The organism is Clostridium luticellarii (assembly GCF_002995845.1).
Taxonomy (GTDB): domain Bacteria; phylum Bacillota; class Clostridia; order Clostridiales; family Clostridiaceae; genus Clostridium_B; species Clostridium_B luticellarii.
Map to the genome: position 1 here is coordinate 1 of NZ_PVXP01000059.1, position 19,633 is coordinate 19,633.

The window sequence follows — 19,633 nt, forward strand, 5'->3', positions numbered from 1 at the left end:
TACTGGAATTAAAAATTTTATCCAACCAGTTTTAAAAACCAAGGCTCCACAACAATTATTTATAGCTGAAGCACTAGAAGTATAGCCCTAGATATATCTGAAATAATTTATTTTGGGGAAACTCTAAAAAATAACTATATTTCAAATAAAATATTTAAATGATATAATACTATAAAAAAGGAGATGTTTTCATGAAAATACAGTGGTTAGGTCATTCCTCTTTCCTATTAGAGGATTCAAAGTCCCATAGACTTCTTACAGATCCTTTTGATGAAACTGTGGGATATCAGATTTTTCAAGGGGAAGTGGATTTAATTACAATAAGTCACAATCATTTTGATCACAACTATACACAGGATATAAAATGCAGTCACATTATAAACGAAACCGGTTCCTTCAATTTATGCGGCATAAATATTATAGGAATACCTTCTTATCATGATAAAGTAAAAGGTGCAAAGAGAGGTAAAAACATAATCTTCATAATAGAAATGGATGGCTATCGAATATGCCATTTAGGAGACTTGGGGTATACACTGTCTAGTAAGGAAGTGGAAGAATTAGGTTCCATAGATGTACTGCTAATTCCTGTAGGCGGCAATTTCACCATAGATGGCAAGGAAGCCGCATCACTTGCAAAATCCATCAATAGCCATATAATAATTCCGATGCATTATAAAACTTCCTCCTTGACTTTTGAATTGGATGGCCTGGAAAAATTCCTTAAATACATGAAAAATGCAGAAAGACTTAAAAGCAATACACTGACTCTAGAAAATAATTTGCAGGAATACAACTCAGTTAAAATACTTGATTTCAAATAAATTTCAAAGCAGATCACTTTTGAGCTGATATCTGAGAAATATTCTAATTGTGCTCTACATGCTCTAATCCTGCATTAAACAGCCTGTTGATGTGCTCATCATCCAAGGAATAATACACTGACTTTCCATCTCTTCTAAACTTAACCAAACGAGCTGTTTTTAAAATTCTAAGCTGGTGTGATATGGCAGACTGGCTCATTTTGAGTATCTCTGCTATATCACATACACACAATTCCTTTTTGAAAAGTGCATATATTATTTTAATTCTTGTAAAATCTCCTAACACTTTGAAAAGTGAAGAAAGATCCCTGAAAACTTTTTCCTCCAGCATGCTGTTCTTGACACACTCTATACAATCTTCATGAATTTCAGTACAGGAACATACATCAATCCCTTGATTTTCTTTCATGTTATCAACTCCCCACTATGAAATATTATAATATATATCATCAGCACCTTTCAACCAAAATCAACAATTCCAGTTTAAAAATAATTTTTAATTATAGAATATTTCTACAACTTTATGGGATATCAAGCTGGCATTTACATCAATAATCCTTTGATTACTTGATCCCCTGAATTTAAGTGTACTATTTTTTTTGCTCTCTTCAAATTTTCCGTCCACCAGCACATCTATATTATTCACAAGATTTTGCCAATGGAATTTTTGCCCATTATTCAGAATATATTCAAAGGTATATCCTGTATAACACCATATATTCAGACCTAATGTTTTAATTTTACCAGCCATATAGGAAAACTCTTCTGCCTGTTCAAAAGGATCACCACCCGAAAATGTGATTCCAGTTATAAGTGGATTAGATTTAATTTGTTCAATCAACTCATCCGTATTCATAAGTTTCCCGCTTTTAAAGTCATGGGTGGAGGGATTAAAGCATCCCTTACAGCCATGACTGCAGCCTTGAGCAAAAAACACCCTTCTCATTCCCGGCCCATTTACCAAACTTTCATAGACAATGCCTGCCAGCCTGACTTTTTTCCTCAACATTAAAATTCACCCCCATAACCAATTTAAGAATATACGTGTCTGCTATTTCCCTGGGATAACCTGTCCGTTCTCTCCGCAGCTTTTCCCTCTCCGAATCTCTCATCCAGTGACAGATACCCCGTGACTCTGGATACTCCCTGTATGCTATTGCTCCCGCATTCAGGGCATACTGCCTCTCCATGCAGATAAGTACCACATTCTCTGCAATATCTTATATGAAAATTTATACCTATGTAGCTTATATTAGTATTGTCATAGGCATAATTTATTATATTTCTTACAATTTCCTCCGATGGGTAATCATCCAGCTCCACGTAACTTATATGTCCTCCATTGCACAATTTATGATAAGGTGCTTCAATATCAATTTTGTCTTTTATGGATATATGAAATCCTACCGGAATATGATAGGAATTGGTGTAATATTTTTTATCTGTAACTCCCGGTATTTCACCAAATATCTTCTTGTCCTGAACTATGAACTTTCCACTGAGACCCTCTGCCGGTGTTGCATAACAACTCCAATTCAAGTGTGTTTCCTCTGTAAGTTTATCGGTATAGTTCCTTATATGAGTAATTATCTGTATTCCTAAATTTCTTGAATCTTCATCCTGCCCATGATGTTTCCCGGTCAAAGCCACCAATGTTTCTGCAAGTCCAATAAAACCTATTGCCCAGGTGCCCTGTTTTAATATTGACTCTATGGAATCATTCTGACCTAGATTTTCAGCACCCTTCATAAGCTTTTGCCCAGCCACAAAGGGCAGATCTTTTACTTTTAATCTTTTTAAAATTCCATACCTGTGCATAAGAGACTGCCTTGAAAGCTCCAGTCTTTTATCGAGGAGTTCAAAAAATCTAGCAATGTTTCCCTTGGACATAATGCCAATTCGTGGCAAATTAACAGTAACAGGGGCTATATTTCCCCTTCCCTCTGGACCTGACTTTCCATTTACATTTGAACAGACATAGGTCCTGCATCCCATAGTGGCAGGTAAAATTCCCTTGTCATAGTACATCTTGTTAAAATCCGAATCCAAATTCATAAAAGTAGGGTTCATTCTCTTTGAAGCTACCCTGCATGCCAACTTAAAAAGATAGTAATAAGGATCTCCCTCATTCCCATTTACACCTTTTTTGACTCTGAATATTATATTGGGAAATATGGGCTGCTCCCCTTTACCCAAACCTTTTTCATATTCAAGAAGAAATATTTCACATACCAGAGCGGCATCTTTCGATCTAGGCACCCCTATATTTATGGAACTGAAGGGTACCTGGGAACCTGCCCTTGAATGCATTGTATTCAAGTTATATATTATTCCCTGCATTGCCTGATGTATACTTTTCCTAAGCTTTTGTTCCATATTTTCTTCTATCTTGCACTCATCTATTCCCACTGCCTTCAGATTATCAATTATTTCTCTCCTTGTGGGCTCAATAAAAACAGCCATGTCATTGTCAAAATCCGGATGGGACTGTCCACCAAACATGTCATTTTGTGATGATTGTAAAATTATACAGGATAACTCTGCAGCAGATTCTATTCTCTTAGGAGATCGTATATTACCATATCCTGTATTGAACCCGTTTAAAAGCATTTTTTTAGTTGGTATATGAAGACAATTTACAGTCAAATTATAAGAATCCAAGTCATGGTAATATATATCTCCATTTTCATGTGCTTTAGCCAAATACTTCGGCATGGTGGCTAAGTTGTGCCATTTATTGGATTCACTGGCTATTCTCAAAAGTTTTGCACTGAAATTGTTCCCCACATTGGCATTATCCCTGTCTGTCTGAATTCCTATTTTGCCGATGGCCTTCATAAGATCCGATTTTATTTCTCTTATATTATTTCTTTCTCTCCTGTAATTTGAATAGGATAATCCTATTTTAAGATATCCCCTTTTTACAAGTACTTCTTCAACTATATTCTGTATATCCTCCACATGTATCTCTTCTAAATTCAATTCTTCTATATGTTGGATAACTTTTTGAGTCAAATCAATAAATTCACTTTCTTTCAATTCATATCCTATCTCGTCAGAAGCTCCCTTTATTGCATTGGTGATCTTAATAGAATCAAAACCAACCTTTCTTCCATCTCTTTTCACAACATGTAGCATATATTAATCCTCCCACCCACTATATATTGTATTCATACCTGACTTATTATACTATGGCAAATAGGAAAAATCAATTTTAAAATTCTAAGAATAATAATCAAAATAATGATAAAACTAATAAAAATTTAATCTTTAGGAGGGAATTTATATGATTGGCAAAATAATAGACTTAAACGTAACAGACGCCCTTGTAAGTTTTAAGGATGGCTCAATTGCAGATATAAGCATTTCTCATCTACCTTACAGTGCTAAAATAGGAGACACTGTAAATATAAACCCTGATTCTATGTTTATGGCAAATGATAAACTCAAAAATACCTCTTTTATGAATATATTTTAACTTTATTTTACAGTATTTTAGGATTCAGAATAAATGAACATCATTCTGAATCCTAAAATTAATTTATGTGCTCTCCTCTATTCTACGGTAATAGCAGAAACCGGACAATTTTCCTCTGCTTCTTTTGCGGAATCTTTAGATTCTTCGGGAACCTCTCCCGAGATGGCAACCGCTTTCCCATCATCATCCATTTCAAAAACTTCAGGACATGTACTTGGACATAATCCGCAACTTATACAGACATCTTTATCAACTACTGCTTTCATAACATACTCCTGTTATTCGTAAACAGGATCTTCACTCCTTTCACCATAACTTGATACTATATATAAAATAAATTTTCATCTGTATTATTCCCGAAAAGCTGATCTATTATATCTATATTTAAATTATTTTAAAGCAACTTCAAAATTATTCAGCAGCTCATCGTACTCGGAACAATATTCTATGTAACGTTCTGCTCCGCCATTTTCCATACTTTCTACCAGCTCAGAATTTATAGGCATTTCTTCCAGCAGCTTCAACCCCAGATACTGAGCTTGTTCTTTAGCAGACTTTTTACTGAACAACCTTATATTTTCTCCACAGCTGCTGCATTTCACATAGGACATATTTTCTACTACACCTATAATATTTATATCCATCTCCTCTGCCATTATAACCACTTTTTTTACTATCATAGACACCATATCTTGAGGAGTAGAAACTATAACCACTCCCTCCAGTGGAAATTGCTGCATTATGGTAAGAGCTACATCTCCTGTACCCGGAGGCATATCTATAAGAAGATAATCCAGTTCCTCCCATTTTGTATCAGAATACATCTGCTTTAACACACCCGTTATCATAGGTCCTCTCCAGATAACAGGCTGTTCCTCTTTTTCTGTCAAAAGATTTAAAGATATCACTTTTATTCCCATGGAGGTTTCCACAGGTAAAAATTGTACTTCTTGTTCTCCGCCCACTTGAACTATATCTGCTCTTTTGTCATTTATTCCAAAGAACCTGGGCATAGATGGTCCTGTTATATCTCCATCAAGTACTCCTACTTTATAACCTGCATTTTTTAATTTTACAGCTAATATTCCTGTAACCGTAGATTTCCCAACCCCACCTTTTCCACTCATAACGCCTACTATATGTTTTATTCCGCCATACTTAGGCAATACAAAATTACACTCATTTTTATTTTTACCATTACATGCTGCTTTACTTGAACAGTTATCACAACTACTCATTTTTAACCACCTCTATAACTTTTGATATTCTCATCTTCTATTTACAATATATTGTTACTGCAAAAGATCCTTCTAAAAATTCTTTGGTTTATTTTTATATACTTTTATATTCCATCCAGCACCACTATAAGTATCATATATGTAGTAAATCTTTTCACTTTCATTTTTTGTATCCCAAAATGTAACAGTTGCCTTATATAATGTAGACTTATATCCTTCAGTTTTTATCGTAACCCATATATCATACTTATCCTTATTGTTATTGCCAATGGAAGCATTCTTAAATTTGTCATTCAAGTTTGACTTGAATTCCTCCACTTCCGTAGACAATATGAACCTAGCTCCATCTATATCATCATTAAGATTTATTCCTATCTTTTTATTTTTATCCTCACCTTGAAAATATTCATTCAAAGCACTCATTATAGAACCATAATAAACTTGTTTAAAATTATTTGGAGGCATTCTTATGTTCCAAAAGTTGTTTATTATATCGCTGTCTATTCTCTTCGATATAATAAAAACCTGGTTATTGCTGTATAGGTTACCTAGATCTTTTTTATCAAGTCCTACTATATAATTGAATTTGTGGACTTTATTATTTCCTTCATCTATCTCAAATATGTAATCCGGCTGCAGTAAAGATTTTTTAGATACTTTTTTTCCTGAAGACAATATATCATATAGATCTTTAATTGCACTTTGATCAGTAACTACAAACTTAAATCCCTGATCCCTTATATTTTGAATAACTATTTTATCAACTTTTCCTTCTCTTATGTACTCAAAGTCTGAATTTTTCAAACCAACCTTAACCTTAAGTTCATCTATCTTATTGCAGCCACTGAACAACATGACTGACATCAAAGTACCTAATATTAAAAATACACTTAATCCTTTTCTAGTGACCTGTCGCAATTTACTCACCTGCTATTAAATATTATGAATTTTTTAACGGGAGATCCCTTTTATCACTTATCAGTTGTATGGAAATCCCACTTATTCTTATGCTAAAAATCTATAAATATTATAACATACTTATAACAAAAAAATCCCCTTTCACGCAATTAAACCTGAAAGGGAGCAAATATATCCTGTCATCTATATTTCATAGTTTTCACAATGGTTTCAAATATAGTGGGCATATTTTCCTTAAAGTCTGTGTCCTTTACAAAAAAAGAAAATCTCAAAAATTGTCCCCCCTGCTTCATAAAATACTCTATACCCCTATAACTATCTCCAATTTCTTTCGTAATAGTGTATTCAAGCAAATACCCATTTGTTCCATTTATATCAATCTGTCTTATATTATAATCTTTGTATAAATTCTGCTTTTTAGATATAATCTCACTGTTTCGTAAGAATTCTTTCAAATTTCCCTTTAAATTCCATACCTGAACAAAACCATTTATCCTGCCATCTGCACTTTTAAAATCACTGTGATATACTATTTCATCCCCGAATACTTCCTGATTTCTGCAGCTCCAACTGGATGGCAATTCATATTTCAATCTGCCCTTCAATCCATTATACTGGGTTAAAGATTTTATATCATTTTGCATTAATGCTGTAAACTTTAATTTAACATCAAAATTTTTCTCAAGTCCAAAGAGAATTATCATAAGCCCTATTATAATTATGGTAACTCCAAGTTTTTTTTTGTTTATAGATACTACTTTAACAAAAGATGCCATAATATTATTTTCTCACAGGTATTACAACTGTATTTGTCCTAAAATCATAAAACATCAGCCAATACCCTGTTTTATTTTTGTCCTTTAAAGATATCCATGTAACAAACCCGGACTTACCTCCATAAGGTTGATCTCTTTTATCCCTGGTTCCCAGAATCCCATATATCAAATACTTTATTCTGCCTTTTTTATCATACTTATATCCTGTAAGATAGTGGCAGTGTTTTTTTATATACGGATAATATCCTATCATAGGATAATATACTAAAGCATATTTATTGTAATCATCCATATTATACATGTCTTCCATGGAGCTCACAGGTATCTTATACCACTTGCATCTCTTCAATTCTTTGCTTATGCTTTTAGTTTCCTTAAATCCACTCATAAGGTTGCTGAAAAAATCTCCCTTATGGCCTTCATGGTGATCTTCATATTTATTTGTAGTTTCTGACTTTTTACATTTACGGGTATTTTGCTCCGATTTTTTATAGGATTTATCGATAGGATTATTTACATATATTAAATTATCTTCTTCTACAGTTTCATGTTGTCTCTTATCTTCTGGAGTTTTATTCTCATCATTTTCTATTTCCTTCTTTTCATCTTTAAATTGGTCCTTTTCATCTTCTTCTTCATTTTTATCATCCCTGAAAGCTTCCTCGTTTTGCTCTTCCGGTTTACTGCATATATCTTCTACTTCTGGATCTTGCACAGGTATTTCGCTATCCGATTTTTCATTCTGTTTTCCTGACTCTTCATTTATGTTCTCTTCTTTTTCTTTATTGATCTTAGCTTTTTCTATGCTTTCCTCATATTTGTCAAATATACTCTTCTTATCTTCCTTCAGTTCAACAGTTTCGGGTTCTTCAACTTTCTTATCCTTTTCTCCCTTCGAACTCTTGCTTCTATCCTCCAATACGGCAAAATCTTTCCATTCAGGTATCTCTGTGCTTGCAAATCCACTCATCACAGATATTATGTTATTATCTAGTATTCTGACTATGGCAGCCCCTGACACCTTATCCATGGCTACACCACTGCCAGCCACATCGCTTACAGGATACTCATAACATATATCCGCTCTTCCATAATCATCTATGTTCATTTCACCTATTTTAATTATATTTTTTGCATCCTTTTTATTGCATATAAGTATCATATAATAGGGTGTTTTTTCTTTCTTCAAATTCTGTACATAATAGGATATTTTACACTTGTCATTTTTCATCTCCAATTTTGCATATCCTGAAGCAATTTTATCAGAAGCTAAAGAGTATCCTTTTTCGTCTTCCTGTAATATTATAAAGTATCTACTATAACTCTTTTTTTGAGCCAACTTCCTATACCTCCATATATTATATTCATTATAATATATGAAGTAACTTCCAAAAAGTGAACAAATAGTTTTAACTTCTATATAAAAATCATATTTTGCTGTTTACAGTTTTAGGGATATTTCATATATGCAGTCGGACAATTTTCCAAATTCCTCCAGTGATAATGTCTCCCCCCTTCTTTTAGGATCAATCTCTGCCATATTAAAGGCATTTTCCATATACACTTTAGGTATCTTCAATACTTTTACAGCATTCCACAATGTTTTCCTTCTCATATTAAAAGCACATCTTACAACTTTAAAAAATAGCTTTTCATCTTTAACTTTAACTCTGGGCTTATGTAACTTAATTAATTTTATAACTATAGAATTCACTTTAGGTCTTGGAATAAATGAAGAAGGGCTTACTTTTTTTATAAGCTCAACATCACAATAATATTGGACAAGTACGGACAATGCACCATATTCTTTGCAATTGGGTTTTGCTGCAATTCTTTCCCCCACTTCCTGCTGTATCATTATGGTAAAAGTCTTAAAATTGTAATGACTGTTCAATAGCTTTATAATAATAGGGGTGGTGAGATAATATGGAAGGTTTGCCACAACTTTTACACTGTCTGCATCACGTGCTATGCTGGAAAAGTCCATCTTCAGTACATCCATATGTATCAATTGAAAATTTGTAAACTCTTTCAATTCCCTCTTCAAAATAGGAATTAAATCCCTGTCAACTTCAATGGCAATCACCAGTTTTGCGTTCTTTAAAAGTTCTCGTGTTAAAGTTCCAACTCCCGGACCTATTTCTACAATTACATCCTCCTTATCTATTTCTGCACTATCTACTATTTCCTGAAGTACTGATGTATCTATTAAGAAATTCTGCCCTAGTGACTTGGAAAATTTAAAACCATATTTTCTTACTATATCTTCCGTAGATAAATTATTCATACTATCTCACCTTGTTTATCCTTTTATTTATTTTATCAACAGCTATCTTAAATTCTTCTTTTGTTATTCCATAATTATTTAACCTGAACAAAAACTGTGAAGTATTGCAATATCCTATACCCAGTTCCTTTCCCAAAGTATCTCTCCTATCTTTAGAATCAGGTTTTCCGGTGAGCCCAAAAAACACCATATCATTTATATCGAATTCTTTCCGCTTTTCTTTTATCTCACATTTTGCATTTTTCAAAGCATCTATTATAGTCTCTGGGAGCGCATTTTCCACTCCTATATCTCCATTTTTAATTCCATCTTTTTGAGATATATACGCATGCTTTATGCCTTTAACTCTTTTTGATATTATTTTTCTTATTTTTTCTCCTGCAAAATCCGGATCGGTGAGTATTATAACTCCTTGTCTTTTCTGTGCTTCCTTTATTCTGTCTATAACCTTCCTATTTATTCCAAACCCTCCTACAGCTATAAGTTCCGCATCTACAGCCCTTTTAACCGCTGCTATATCATCCTTTCCTTCAACTACTATGACTTCTTTAATCATAAACTTCCTCCTCTAACGGCCCTCGATTAGTTCCATATAAATTATACAAATCAAAGAAAAAATAGGAGCACCTGCTCCTACCCAATTACATAAACATTCACCCATTTTACGCCCCAGTTATTGGCTTCTGATCCTGAATTGAAAAACAAATCCACTCTATTACCTTTAATAGCACCTCCTGTATCTTCAGCTATGGCATAACCATAACCTTCCACATAGAGCTTTGTACCAAGTGGTATTACTCTAGGATCAACTGCTATAGAACTATAATTTCCAGTATTTCTCCTCGCAACGGTGCCTGAAGCAGTTATGCCAAATGCCGGATCTCCAGGTCTCTTGCCTGTACTTTGATAATCTGCAGTATATGCAGTTGCTCTCATTTTAATAGATTGGGCATAATTAAGGCTTCCACCCCTGGAAAGGTTTCCGCTTGTCAATGTACCTACAGCCACCACTTTTTGAACAGGTTTCCTTTTTATAATTTCTTTTACTATTTTTCTTGAAACCTCTTTGCCGTCTTCATATATTATTCTGGTTACAGTTTCCTTCTCACCTTTTTGTCCTTCTTGTAAAAGCTTTCTAGTTCCATATTTAATTTGTGTATCCTGTCTTAAAACCGTCTCATATTCTATAGGTCTGCTTTCCTTCACATTTTTGACTTTAACCCTGGTTACCACTATTTTCATTCCTTTTTTGACTGAATGATTTTTGGATGGATATACTTTATCCAAAGTTGAAGTCTTGATATTTTCACTTTTTAGCAAATTTCTTACATTATCTTCTGCAGATTTTATATTAAATTTTTTGCCATCAACTGCTACTTCAACTTCTACTGCCCTCATAACTGTTATTTTATCATTATCTTTAATCTTACTATCCAGACTAGGTTTTACCTTATCCTTTGGTCCTACCTTAACTCCATTATCAACTAAAATCTTTCCGCAAGTACTGCTGAATACCACAGTCTTTATATTTTTACCATCTACTGAAATTGTCACAGTTTTTTTTACACTAAACATCACTAAAATCAAAATAACTAAACTTACAGACACAACAAATTCTATCTTGGGACCATGGGGAAAATATTTCTCTAAGCAAGTCTTAAATCTCTCCACCATAAAAATACCTCCTCCGGGCAAAAGTGACATACCCACTATTATAAATGGGATCTAATTTTATGTCAAATATCACCCTCTATAAACTGTTTCTCAAAATACTAATGCATACTTATGCATAAAATTTATAAATAAAATATTTATTTATGATTGCAGTATTATAAAAGTAATTCATATTTTAAAATCAGTCATATAGTTTTTGTTTGAAATACAGTTTTTTATTTTTAGGTGGTCTTAATATAGCCTATGTCGCATCTGAAACTTTAATTACTAAAGCGGCAAATTAAATTGAAAATTATAACATCTCTTTCCTATTTTACACTATTATTCCAAATCAAGCAAGCATTTTATATTTGAAATCGTTGCTTTACTTATATTATCTATGCTTAATCCTTTTATTTCAGCTATTTTGCCTATAATTGACTGTATATACTCGGATCTATTTCTCTTTCCCCTAAAGGGAACTGGAGTCATATAAGGACAATCTGTCTCCACTAAAATCCTATCAAGAGGTACTTCTTTTGCTACATTTATTACTTTTTTCGCATTTTTAAAAGTAACCACTCCTGTAAATCCTATATAATATCCCAGCTTCAAACATTCCCTCGCAAATTCAACACTTCCTGAAAAACAATGAATCTCACCGATAACATCTTTAAATTGCTTTATTATATTCAGAGTATCCTCATGAGCTTCCCTGTCATGTATGATTACAGGTAAATTTAACTCTTGTGCCAATTCCATCTGTTTTATAAATACAGATTTTTGTACATTCTTTGATGGATTTTCCTCATAATGATAATCAAGCCCTATTTCTCCTATAGCTCTAACTTTTTTACTTTTAGTCAACTCTTTTAGTTCTTTTAATGTGTTGCAGTCACATTTATCCGCATACTCTGGATGTATTCCAACTGCTGCATAAAATATACGATGCTTTTCTGCCAATTTAACAGAAACCCTAGAACCTTCCATAGAAGAACCGCAATTTAGTACTCCTACTATATTATTGTTTTTCAATTCTTCTATTATTTTTTCTCTATCTTTATCAAATTGTTCATCATCATAATGTGCATGTGCATCGAAAATGTCTATGGCCATGTTTGCACCCCTTTCAATTAAAATATATGCTCAATCTCAATTACAGCAAAATACTATCAAAATCATACGTCTTTTGATAGTATTTTGCTTTCTCATTTTAACTTATTGTACTGCCCGTAGGCAGTTCTCCTGATACTGATACCGTAAATAACTTACTTCCATCATCTGAAGCTGCAGATAATATCATTCCTTGTGAAATTTCACCCTTTAATTTTATGGGTTTTAAATTTGCCACTATTACTACATATTTCCCAACAAGTTCTTCAGGTTTATAATACTTAGCTATACCCGAAATTATCTGTCTTTTTTCTTCTCCCAGCTCCAGCTGAAACTTAAGCAATTTATTTGTTCCCTTTATGGGCTCACATTCCAATACTTTTGCCAATCTCAAATCAAGTTTTTCAAAATCATCCATCGTTATTTCTTCTTTAATGGGTTTTATTTTAACTGCTTTTAATGCCTTTTGCTGTTCCTTCAATTTGTTCAGTTCTTCCAATTTTTTATCTAAATCTATTCTAGGGAACAAAATCTCTCCCTTATTTATCCTAGTTCCTGCTTTAGTGCCATCAAAAGAAGCTATACTATCCCAGGATACAATATCCGCATTAAGCTGTTTATACATCTTCTCACTGGTTTCGGGCAGGTATGGTGAAATACAGACTGCTATTATTCTCAAGGATTCAGAGAGATTATAAAGTACTGTTCCCAGCCTATCTTTTTTATCTGCATCCTTACCTAATATCCAGGGTGTAGTTTTGTCTATATATTTATTGGCCGCATTTATAAGTTCCCATATACTGTCCAATGCCTCGGGTATCCTAAGATTATCCATATTTTTTTCAACTTTTTTAGGTGTATCCAGTGCTATGTCTATAAGATTATTGTCCACATCTTCTCTTCCCGACGGTGCCGGTATTACTCCATCAAAATATTTTTCTATCATGGTACAAGTCCTGGATAGAAGATTTCCCAAATCATTAGCTAAATCCGAATTGATCTTCTTTATAAATATTTCATTGTTGAACAATCCATCAGAACCAAATGGAATTTCTCTGAGAAGATAATATCTGACAGCATCTGTGCCAAAATTATTTACTAAAACTACAGGATCCACCACATTTCCCTTGGACTTAGACATTTTTCCTCCATTTACCAGAAGCCATCCATGTCCAAATACCTTTTTAGGAATAGGTTCCCCCAGTGCCATAAGCATTATAGGCCAGTATATAGTGTGAAACCTCAGTATATCCTTTCCTACCAGGTGCACGTCTGCTGGCCAGTATTTCTTATATAATTCTTGATTTTCACTTCCGTAACCCAATGCAGTTATGTAGTTTGCCAGTGCATCTATCCACACATATATTACATGTTTTTTATCAAAAGTTACAGGTACACCCCAATCAAAAGATGTTCTTGAAACACATAGATCCTGAAGTCCCGGTTTTAAAAAATTATTTATCATTTCATTTTTTCTGGACTCTGGCTGTATAAAATCCGGGTGGCTTTCAATATAATCTATAAGCCTTGGAGCATATTTTGACATTTTAAAAAAATATGCTTCTTCACTTGCCTTTTCTACAGCTCTTCCGCAATCAGGACATTTTCCATCCACCAATTGGGTTTCAGTCCAAAAGGATTCACAGGGAGTACAGTACCATCCTTCATAATTTCCCTTATATATGTCTCCCTGATCATATAATCTTTTGAATATTTTTTGAACTGCTTTTACATGATAATCCTCTGTAGTCCTTATAAATTTATCATAGTTGATATTCATCATTTTCCACAGTTTTTTGATCCCAGCCACTATTTCATCCACATATTCCTTGGGGCTGACTCCTTTGGCTTCTGCCAATCTTTGAATCTTCTGCCCATGTTCATCAGTACCTGTTAAAAGCATAACATCATACCCGGTAAGTCTTTTAAATCTGGCAAGGGCATCTGCCGCTACAGTAGTATAGGTATTTCCTATATGAAGCTTTGCGGATGGATAATAAATAGGTGTAGTGATATAATAAGTTTTTCTGGTCATATTTTTCTCTCCTTTTTCTTGATTTTAACATTAAAATGAATTATATTTTATGGAATATAAATTAATGAAAAAGCCTCTATATGAAGAAAACTCTTCATATAGAGGCGAAAATACGCTTTACCACTCTATTTCATTTTTATTTTACAATAAAAACCTCATCAGGTAACTCAAAATTTTGAACATCGAAATTATTTATTACCTTGCACTGTAACGGTTGCTGCCGTGCCATTCTACTTATAATTCAAATGACTTACTCTGGAGCCATGTTCATAAGCAATTTATTTTCGACTTTCACCAAATTATCGACTCTCTTTTCACAAATTCACTTACTACTCTTTCCTTCATCGCATTTAACAATATAATATTCCATATATTTTTAGCTGTCAACATTTTTTACTTGAAAATTTTCTTCATATTTTGCCTTTATGTTTTTTAAGTCTTCCCAAAATACAGCTTTTTTATTCTCATCCCTAAGCACTGCAGATGGATGAAAAGTAGCCGTCATATAAAATCCTTTTCTCTCCACCCATTTACCCCTGTCTCTTGTAATCCTCCAATCTTTTCCCAGTATACAGTTCATTGCAGTAGCTCCAAGACAGACAATTATTTTAGGTCTTACCAGTGCCACCTGATTCCTCAAATATGGAATACATGCCTCTTCCTCATGTCCATAAGGTGTCCTGTTGTTTTCCGGCCTGCACTTGCAAATATTACATATGTAATAGTCGTCTTTTCTATATAAACCTATAGATTCCAGGGCTTTTGTCAAAAGCTGTCCGGCCCTTCCTACAAAAGGCAGCCCGGTCTTATCCTCATCTGCACCAGGTGCCTCTCCTATAAACATGATCTTTCCCCTGGGATTACCATCCCCAAAAACCATATTTGTTCTGTTGTCACCTAAACCACATTTATGGCAATTTACACATTCTTCATATAGTTCTCTCCATTTAAGCAATTTAAATCACTCCAAACTATATCTATCAATTATATAATATATTATACAACTAATATGATTTTATAGAAACACTCCATTAAAACATAATTCTGGTTATTGTAACTGCAGCTATGATGGAAGCTATATCAGCCATTACAGCAGCCCAAAGTGTGTGCCTTATTTTCTTTATACCTACTGCTCCAAAATAGACTGTGATGGTATAAAATATAGTTTCCGTAGAACCCATAATTATAGAAGACACCCTGCCTATGTAGCTATCCGGTCCAAATTCTTTTAAGGTTTCAGCAAATATCCCAAGAGCACCGCTTCCTGATAACGGCTTTATAAGTACCAAAGGTACCACTTCTGGAGGAAGTCCTATGATTTTAACCACGGGCTTTACAACTGCTATAAAATAATCCAGAGCTCTAGACTCTCTGAACACTGCCACTGCTATTATCATGGCCAGTAAATATGGAAATATCCTAATACATATTATTATACCTTCTTTGGCTCCTTCCACAAAACATTCATATACCTTGACTCCCTTAAATACTCCATATGAAACTACTGTAAATATTATAATGGGTATTATTGCTTTTATTATGTAATCCAAATTATCCTCCCCTTTCTTCAGAAATATTTTTCCATTATCTTGCAACATATCACTCCTACTGCCGCTGCCACCGCAGTTGCTATTACCCCGGGTATTATAGTTTCTGCAGGGTTCTTTGAACCCACCGCAGCTCTTATAGAGATAACCGTAGTAGGTATAAATTGTATGCAGGCTGCGTTCAGTACTAAAAACAAAGCCATATCGTCACTTGCTTCACTTCTTTTCTTATTAAGGTTGTTAAGCTTTTCCATAGCCTTTATACCAAATGGTGTAGCCGCATTAGACAGTCCCATCATATTTGCAGTTAAATTCATGACTATTGCCCCCATGGTCTTTTCATCTTCTGCTGCTTTTTTAAACAATATTTTTAAAATAGGTCTCATAATCTTAGCTATTTTATCCGTAAGTCCACTTTTTTCCGCTATTTTCATCACTCCACACCAAAGACACATTATACCCAACAAGCTTATAGCAAGTTTTACTGTTGAATCCGAGGATGAAATAATAGCCTTCGATATTTCTTCCCCTTTTCCGCCCAATATGCCAAAACATATTCCAAAACACAAGATGAAAAACCATATGATATTGATCAAAATAACTCACCCCCGATTTTCAAATAAATATTGTATGCCGATATTTTCTATATAGTTAATATATGACAGTTCAAATATATATAAGCCTATTTATTCAAACAGGTTCACAGCTTCAAATATGCATTCTTCATGTTGCCGCTGAATTCCGCCCAAAAGTATTTTTCTGCTATTGAAAATACTTTTTAAGAGTGCTACCATTTATGTTGTGATAATTTTTTGTTGGAGGTTAATAATGACCATTAGAGATATAATGAAATATATAGAAAGCGAATATTCAGTTATAAATGATACTCCTTGTGAAATATGCGGTGGAGACTACATAGCTAAGGATTCAGATATAGTTGTGATCAATGGTATCCCCTATGATATATGTGACTGCATTTGTTCTGAATGCGGTCATGAAAAAACATTTCAATTTTGCGCCCCCTTCGCAGAAGATACAGGTACAACCAGTATAAAAAATATGTTGAATTGATAAAAAAATTTTTAATAAAAAACAGTCTTAAAACAGGAATCAATTCCCGTTTCAAGACTGTTTTATTCATTTGATATGATTTAAACCTATTTTTTAAATCGTGGTATTTCAAACTCCAGAACAGTATCAGCACCCGATGATACCTCCTGTATGGATTTTATTATATTGGATATCTGTTTATATGCCCAGGCTATGTCCGTAGCATACTGATGCTGTGCCGGATTAGTAGGGTTCCATCTCATTTTATACAGTGTATCCTGACTCCCTGACGGATTATTTATGTATTGCTCCGATATCCACTTTGCTCCTCCATCTATAGCTTCTTCCGGTGTAAACCACCCATTTTCATAAGCTTTTTCAGTTCCTTTAACCACAGGATCCTCATCTACAGCTCCTATACCAAAAAAATTGTATACAGGCTTACCATAAAGGTAATTGCCATCGCTGTCGAGGGCTCCACCATTAGCCAGTTGAGAAGTTCCATATCCTGTTTCCAGCATTGCATGAGAAACAAGATAGCATACATTTATATTATATTTTTTGGCGGCATCTAAAAATGCCTGTCCCTTTCCCTCAAAAATTTTTTTCCCTTCTAAAAAACTATTCAGACTATCTTCAGTAAGTCCTTCTGAGTAAGTAAGCTTTAAAAACTGATATCTTCCATAATAATCTATAAAATTATCTGGATTTGTATAATATTTTATCTGATTTTTGGATGCAGCATTATTCATTATGGTATTTTCCACAAAAACCGGTTTGCTGCTGGAATTAAGCTGAGTATTTACCATCTGATCCAGAGTCGTATCATAATCAGTATACGTATTGCCACTTGAACTTAAACTTTCTACACATCTAAAATAATCTATAAAATAATTGTCATACTCCGTATTCTCATCTTTATGAGCTCCCGAAACCCCTGTTCTTTTCACATAAATAATTGCTTTGTACTCCTGTCCATTGGTACCCGAACTCAATGTTTTTACAGCTGTAACTTTTCCATCTACAGCACTGGTATATCCATCCGTCAATTCCGTATAATCATTTTGTTGTTCCCCTTTTACAAAAATTCTATATTGAATGTTTGTCCAATTATTACAATTCAGAAAAAAGCCCTGTTTTTGAGATGACAAAAGCGGTGTGTACTCAAACTCATTGGAACTTATGCTGGGAAGATCGGAATAGTTTGTCCCATCTGAATAATTGTTTACCGTGGTAAATTCCATATGTACAGGACTGCGCAGTTTCTCCCCCAAAGCTGATTCCACCTCATCACTTATAAAGAGATTATATTTTTCTCCTGGATCATATCCCCCTGTCTTAGGACTTATTATTGCAGTAGTAGAATCACTGCTCAGGCTCACTATCACAGGTACCTGAATATTATTTTCATCTGTAATGGATATATTAGTATTATTTACAGTGCTTGGTTTCAGTTCACTATTAAATTTAACAGTCCACTCTTTATTGACATCAATATCTACTCTAGGTGCATCCAGAGAAGATTGTGCTAATACCTTAAATTGAAAAAACGCCATTAAAAAAATTGCTGCCAAAATAATGGACTTTACTTCTTTTCTACTAATCAAATTTTTACACCCCCCAAAATAATATATCATTCTTTTCATTGTAAAAGTTTTTTAGTTTCACATTTCATCACAAATTACATGCAAGCTCAATTTGAACTATTGTAGTTATCATTTGTAAGTCGTCTCTGAAATTCGTCAATATCATGATTGGCACTTACATATACTCTATCCAGTGTATACAATCCTTCATCTTTGTTAGCCCAACCTGCTGCTGCCGTAAAAGCCAATTTATATCCAGCAGCCTTTGAAGCTTTTAAAGTGTCCTGATTCCACCTCCCATAGGGATATGCAATGTAATCAACTTTTTTACCCAATAACTTTTCCAAAGAATCCTTAGAATTTTTTAATGTAGTCAACTGCTCACTATAAGATAATTCATCTAATTTATCATGATTTACAGTATGGCTTTCCACCTCTATTCCATAGTTCTCCATTTCCTTCAACTGACTGGAAGTTAAAAAATTTTTTTCATTGTCAATACTGCTTGTAATCATAAATATGGTAGCTTTAAGCCCAAATTCTTTTAATATTGGAAAAGCGTTTTCATAATTATCGCTATAACCATCATCAAAAGTTATAAGCACAGATTTATCTGGTATAGGTTTATTGTAAATTAGAAATTCATAGAACTCATCCATGGTAAGAGCAGTATATCCATTTTCCTTCAAGTATTTTATCTGTTCTCTAAACTTTTCCTTTGGAATCCTCAATTCATTTCCCTTTTCATAACCTATGGAATGATAATATAATACTGGAACAGACTGGGTATTGTATTTTAAATTTTCTCCTGTAAATGTTCTGCCCTTAGCTGTATTCAATTGATTACCATTTTTATTTATATCTTCTTTTTTAGTGTGGTTCACCTTCAAATTTATTTGATCATGATTTTTTCCCTCACGATTCACATTATAATTTTTAATTCTATATATACCATAGGACACAGCCACAATAAAAAATATTAAGGCCACCGTAATCAATGCTTTTTTATGTATCATCTTCTTCACTTTCCCCGCACATATTAATTTAATGTGTTACATTTCCATTTTATAATAAAGCTATCATATAAGGTAATTTAATATTACATCTATATATTCTACCATTTATTAT

21 protein-coding genes and 1 other annotated feature are annotated in these 19,633 nt (G+C 33.6%); of the genes, 3 read left to right on the forward strand and 18 right to left on the reverse strand.

Annotated features, from left to right (window positions below; translation table 11 throughout):
* Positions 1-191: 191 nt before the first annotated feature.
* Entirely contained in the window at positions 192-824 is a 633-nt protein-coding gene (locus CLLU_RS14510) for an MBL fold metallo-hydrolase (RefSeq protein ID WP_106010505.1), read from the forward strand.
* 43 nt (positions 825-867) lie between these two features.
* Here CLLU_RS14510 and CLLU_RS14515 read toward each other — a convergent pair whose 3' ends face one another.
* The 3 genes from CLLU_RS14515 to nrdD form a co-directional block, all read right to left on the reverse strand.
* Positions 868-1,233 (reverse strand): ArsR/SmtB family transcription factor, encoded by a 366-nt coding sequence (locus CLLU_RS14515; protein WP_106010506.1) that lies wholly within the window; start codon positions 1,231-1,233, stop codon positions 868-870.
* 87 nt (positions 1,234-1,320) lie between these two features.
* Positions 1,321-1,830: an anaerobic ribonucleoside-triphosphate reductase activating protein gene (nrdG, locus tag CLLU_RS14520; protein WP_106010522.1), complete on the reverse strand. Its 510-nt coding sequence runs from the start codon at positions 1,828-1,830 to the stop codon at positions 1,321-1,323.
* Between the two features lie 26 nt (positions 1,831-1,856).
* Positions 1,857-3,962, reverse strand: coding sequence for an anaerobic ribonucleoside-triphosphate reductase (gene nrdD, locus CLLU_RS14525; protein ID WP_106010507.1), 2,106 nt, complete (start codon positions 3,960-3,962; stop codon positions 1,857-1,859).
* 148 nt (positions 3,963-4,110) lie between these two features.
* Here nrdD and CLLU_RS14530 point away from each other — a divergent pair, with 148 nt between their 5' ends.
* Positions 4,111-4,302 (forward strand): hypothetical protein, encoded by a 192-nt coding sequence (locus CLLU_RS14530; RefSeq protein WP_106010508.1) that lies wholly within the window; start codon positions 4,111-4,113, stop codon positions 4,300-4,302.
* 77 nt (positions 4,303-4,379) lie between these two features.
* Here the strand turns inward: CLLU_RS14530 and CLLU_RS14535 are convergent, their stop codons facing one another.
* The 13 genes from CLLU_RS14535 to CLLU_RS14595 all read right to left on the reverse strand — a co-directional run bounded on the left by CLLU_RS14535 (position 4,380) and on the right by CLLU_RS14595 (position 16,465).
* The gene (locus tag CLLU_RS14535; protein ID WP_106010509.1) at positions 4,380-4,568 is read right to left on the reverse strand and encodes a ferredoxin; all 189 of its coding nucleotides are present in this window, start codon (positions 4,566-4,568) and stop codon (positions 4,380-4,382) included.
* A 123-nt stretch (positions 4,569-4,691) separates the two neighbouring features.
* Complete coding sequence (locus tag CLLU_RS14540) at positions 4,692-5,540, reverse strand: Mrp/NBP35 family ATP-binding protein (RefSeq protein ID WP_106010510.1); 849 nt, start codon at positions 5,538-5,540, stop codon at positions 4,692-4,694.
* 72 nt (positions 5,541-5,612) lie between these two features.
* Positions 5,613-6,404, reverse strand: a complete 792-nt coding sequence (locus CLLU_RS14545; RefSeq protein WP_420536059.1) for a YhfM domain-containing protein — start codon at positions 6,402-6,404, stop codon at positions 5,613-5,615.
* Positions 6,405-6,637: 233 nt separating this feature from the next.
* The gene (locus tag CLLU_RS14550) at positions 6,638-7,234 is read right to left on the reverse strand and encodes a PsbP-related protein (protein ID WP_106010512.1); all 597 of its coding nucleotides are present in this window, start codon (positions 7,232-7,234) and stop codon (positions 6,638-6,640) included.
* Between the two features lie 4 nt (positions 7,235-7,238).
* A complete protein-coding gene (locus CLLU_RS14555) occupies positions 7,239-8,573 on the reverse strand; it encodes a DUF7922 domain-containing protein (protein WP_106010513.1) in 1,335 nt (444 codons plus the stop codon).
* A 102-nt stretch (positions 8,574-8,675) separates the two neighbouring features.
* Positions 8,676-9,521: a 16S rRNA (adenine(1518)-N(6)/adenine(1519)-N(6))-dimethyltransferase RsmA gene (rsmA, locus tag CLLU_RS14560; RefSeq protein ID WP_106010514.1), complete on the reverse strand. Its 846-nt coding sequence runs from the start codon at positions 9,519-9,521 to the stop codon at positions 8,676-8,678.
* A 1-nt stretch (position 9,522) separates the two neighbouring features.
* Positions 9,523-10,077, reverse strand: coding sequence for a ribonuclease M5 (gene rnmV, locus CLLU_RS14565; RefSeq protein ID WP_106010515.1), 555 nt, complete (start codon positions 10,075-10,077; stop codon positions 9,523-9,525).
* A 77-nt stretch (positions 10,078-10,154) separates the two neighbouring features.
* Positions 10,155-11,195 (reverse strand): 3D domain-containing protein, encoded by a 1,041-nt coding sequence (locus CLLU_RS14570; RefSeq protein ID WP_106010516.1) that lies wholly within the window; start codon positions 11,193-11,195, stop codon positions 10,155-10,157.
* Between the two features lie 321 nt (positions 11,196-11,516).
* A complete protein-coding gene (locus CLLU_RS14575; RefSeq protein ID WP_170065765.1) occupies positions 11,517-12,290 on the reverse strand; it encodes a TatD family hydrolase in 774 nt (257 codons plus the stop codon).
* A gap of 97 nt (positions 12,291-12,387) precedes the next feature.
* Positions 12,388-14,322: a methionine--tRNA ligase gene (gene metG / locus CLLU_RS14580; RefSeq protein WP_106010517.1), complete on the reverse strand. Its 1,935-nt coding sequence runs from the start codon at positions 14,320-14,322 to the stop codon at positions 12,388-12,390.
* 97 nt (positions 14,323-14,419) lie between these two features.
* Positions 14,420-14,676 (reverse strand) — a binding site (T-box leader).
* A 22-nt stretch (positions 14,677-14,698) separates the two neighbouring features.
* Positions 14,699-15,277 (reverse strand): uracil-DNA glycosylase, encoded by a 579-nt coding sequence (locus CLLU_RS14585; protein ID WP_106010518.1) that lies wholly within the window; start codon positions 15,275-15,277, stop codon positions 14,699-14,701.
* A 76-nt stretch (positions 15,278-15,353) separates the two neighbouring features.
* Positions 15,354-15,872 carry a spore maturation protein gene (locus CLLU_RS14590; protein WP_106010524.1) on the reverse strand — a complete coding sequence of 173 codons (519 nt, stop codon included), beginning with the start codon at positions 15,870-15,872 and terminating at the stop codon, positions 15,354-15,356.
* A gap of 17 nt (positions 15,873-15,889) precedes the next feature.
* Positions 15,890-16,465: a nucleoside recognition domain-containing protein gene (locus CLLU_RS14595; RefSeq protein WP_106010519.1), complete on the reverse strand. Its 576-nt coding sequence runs from the start codon at positions 16,463-16,465 to the stop codon at positions 15,890-15,892.
* A gap of 232 nt (positions 16,466-16,697) precedes the next feature.
* Between CLLU_RS14595 and CLLU_RS14600 the strand changes: the two genes are divergently transcribed.
* Positions 16,698-16,940, forward strand: coding sequence for a metal-binding protein (locus CLLU_RS14600; RefSeq protein WP_106010520.1), 243 nt, complete (start codon positions 16,698-16,700; stop codon positions 16,938-16,940).
* An 86-nt stretch (positions 16,941-17,026) separates the two neighbouring features.
* Here CLLU_RS14600 and CLLU_RS14605 read toward each other — a convergent pair whose 3' ends face one another.
* Both CLLU_RS14605 and CLLU_RS14610 read right to left on the reverse strand, forming a co-directional pair.
* Positions 17,027-18,526: an N-acetylglucosaminidase gene (locus tag CLLU_RS14605; RefSeq protein ID WP_242977663.1), complete on the reverse strand. Its 1,500-nt coding sequence runs from the start codon at positions 18,524-18,526 to the stop codon at positions 17,027-17,029.
* 86 nt (positions 18,527-18,612) lie between these two features.
* Positions 18,613-19,521 (reverse strand): polysaccharide deacetylase family protein, encoded by a 909-nt coding sequence (locus CLLU_RS14610; RefSeq protein WP_106010521.1) that lies wholly within the window; start codon positions 19,519-19,521, stop codon positions 18,613-18,615.
* Positions 19,522-19,633: the final 112 nt, after the last annotated feature.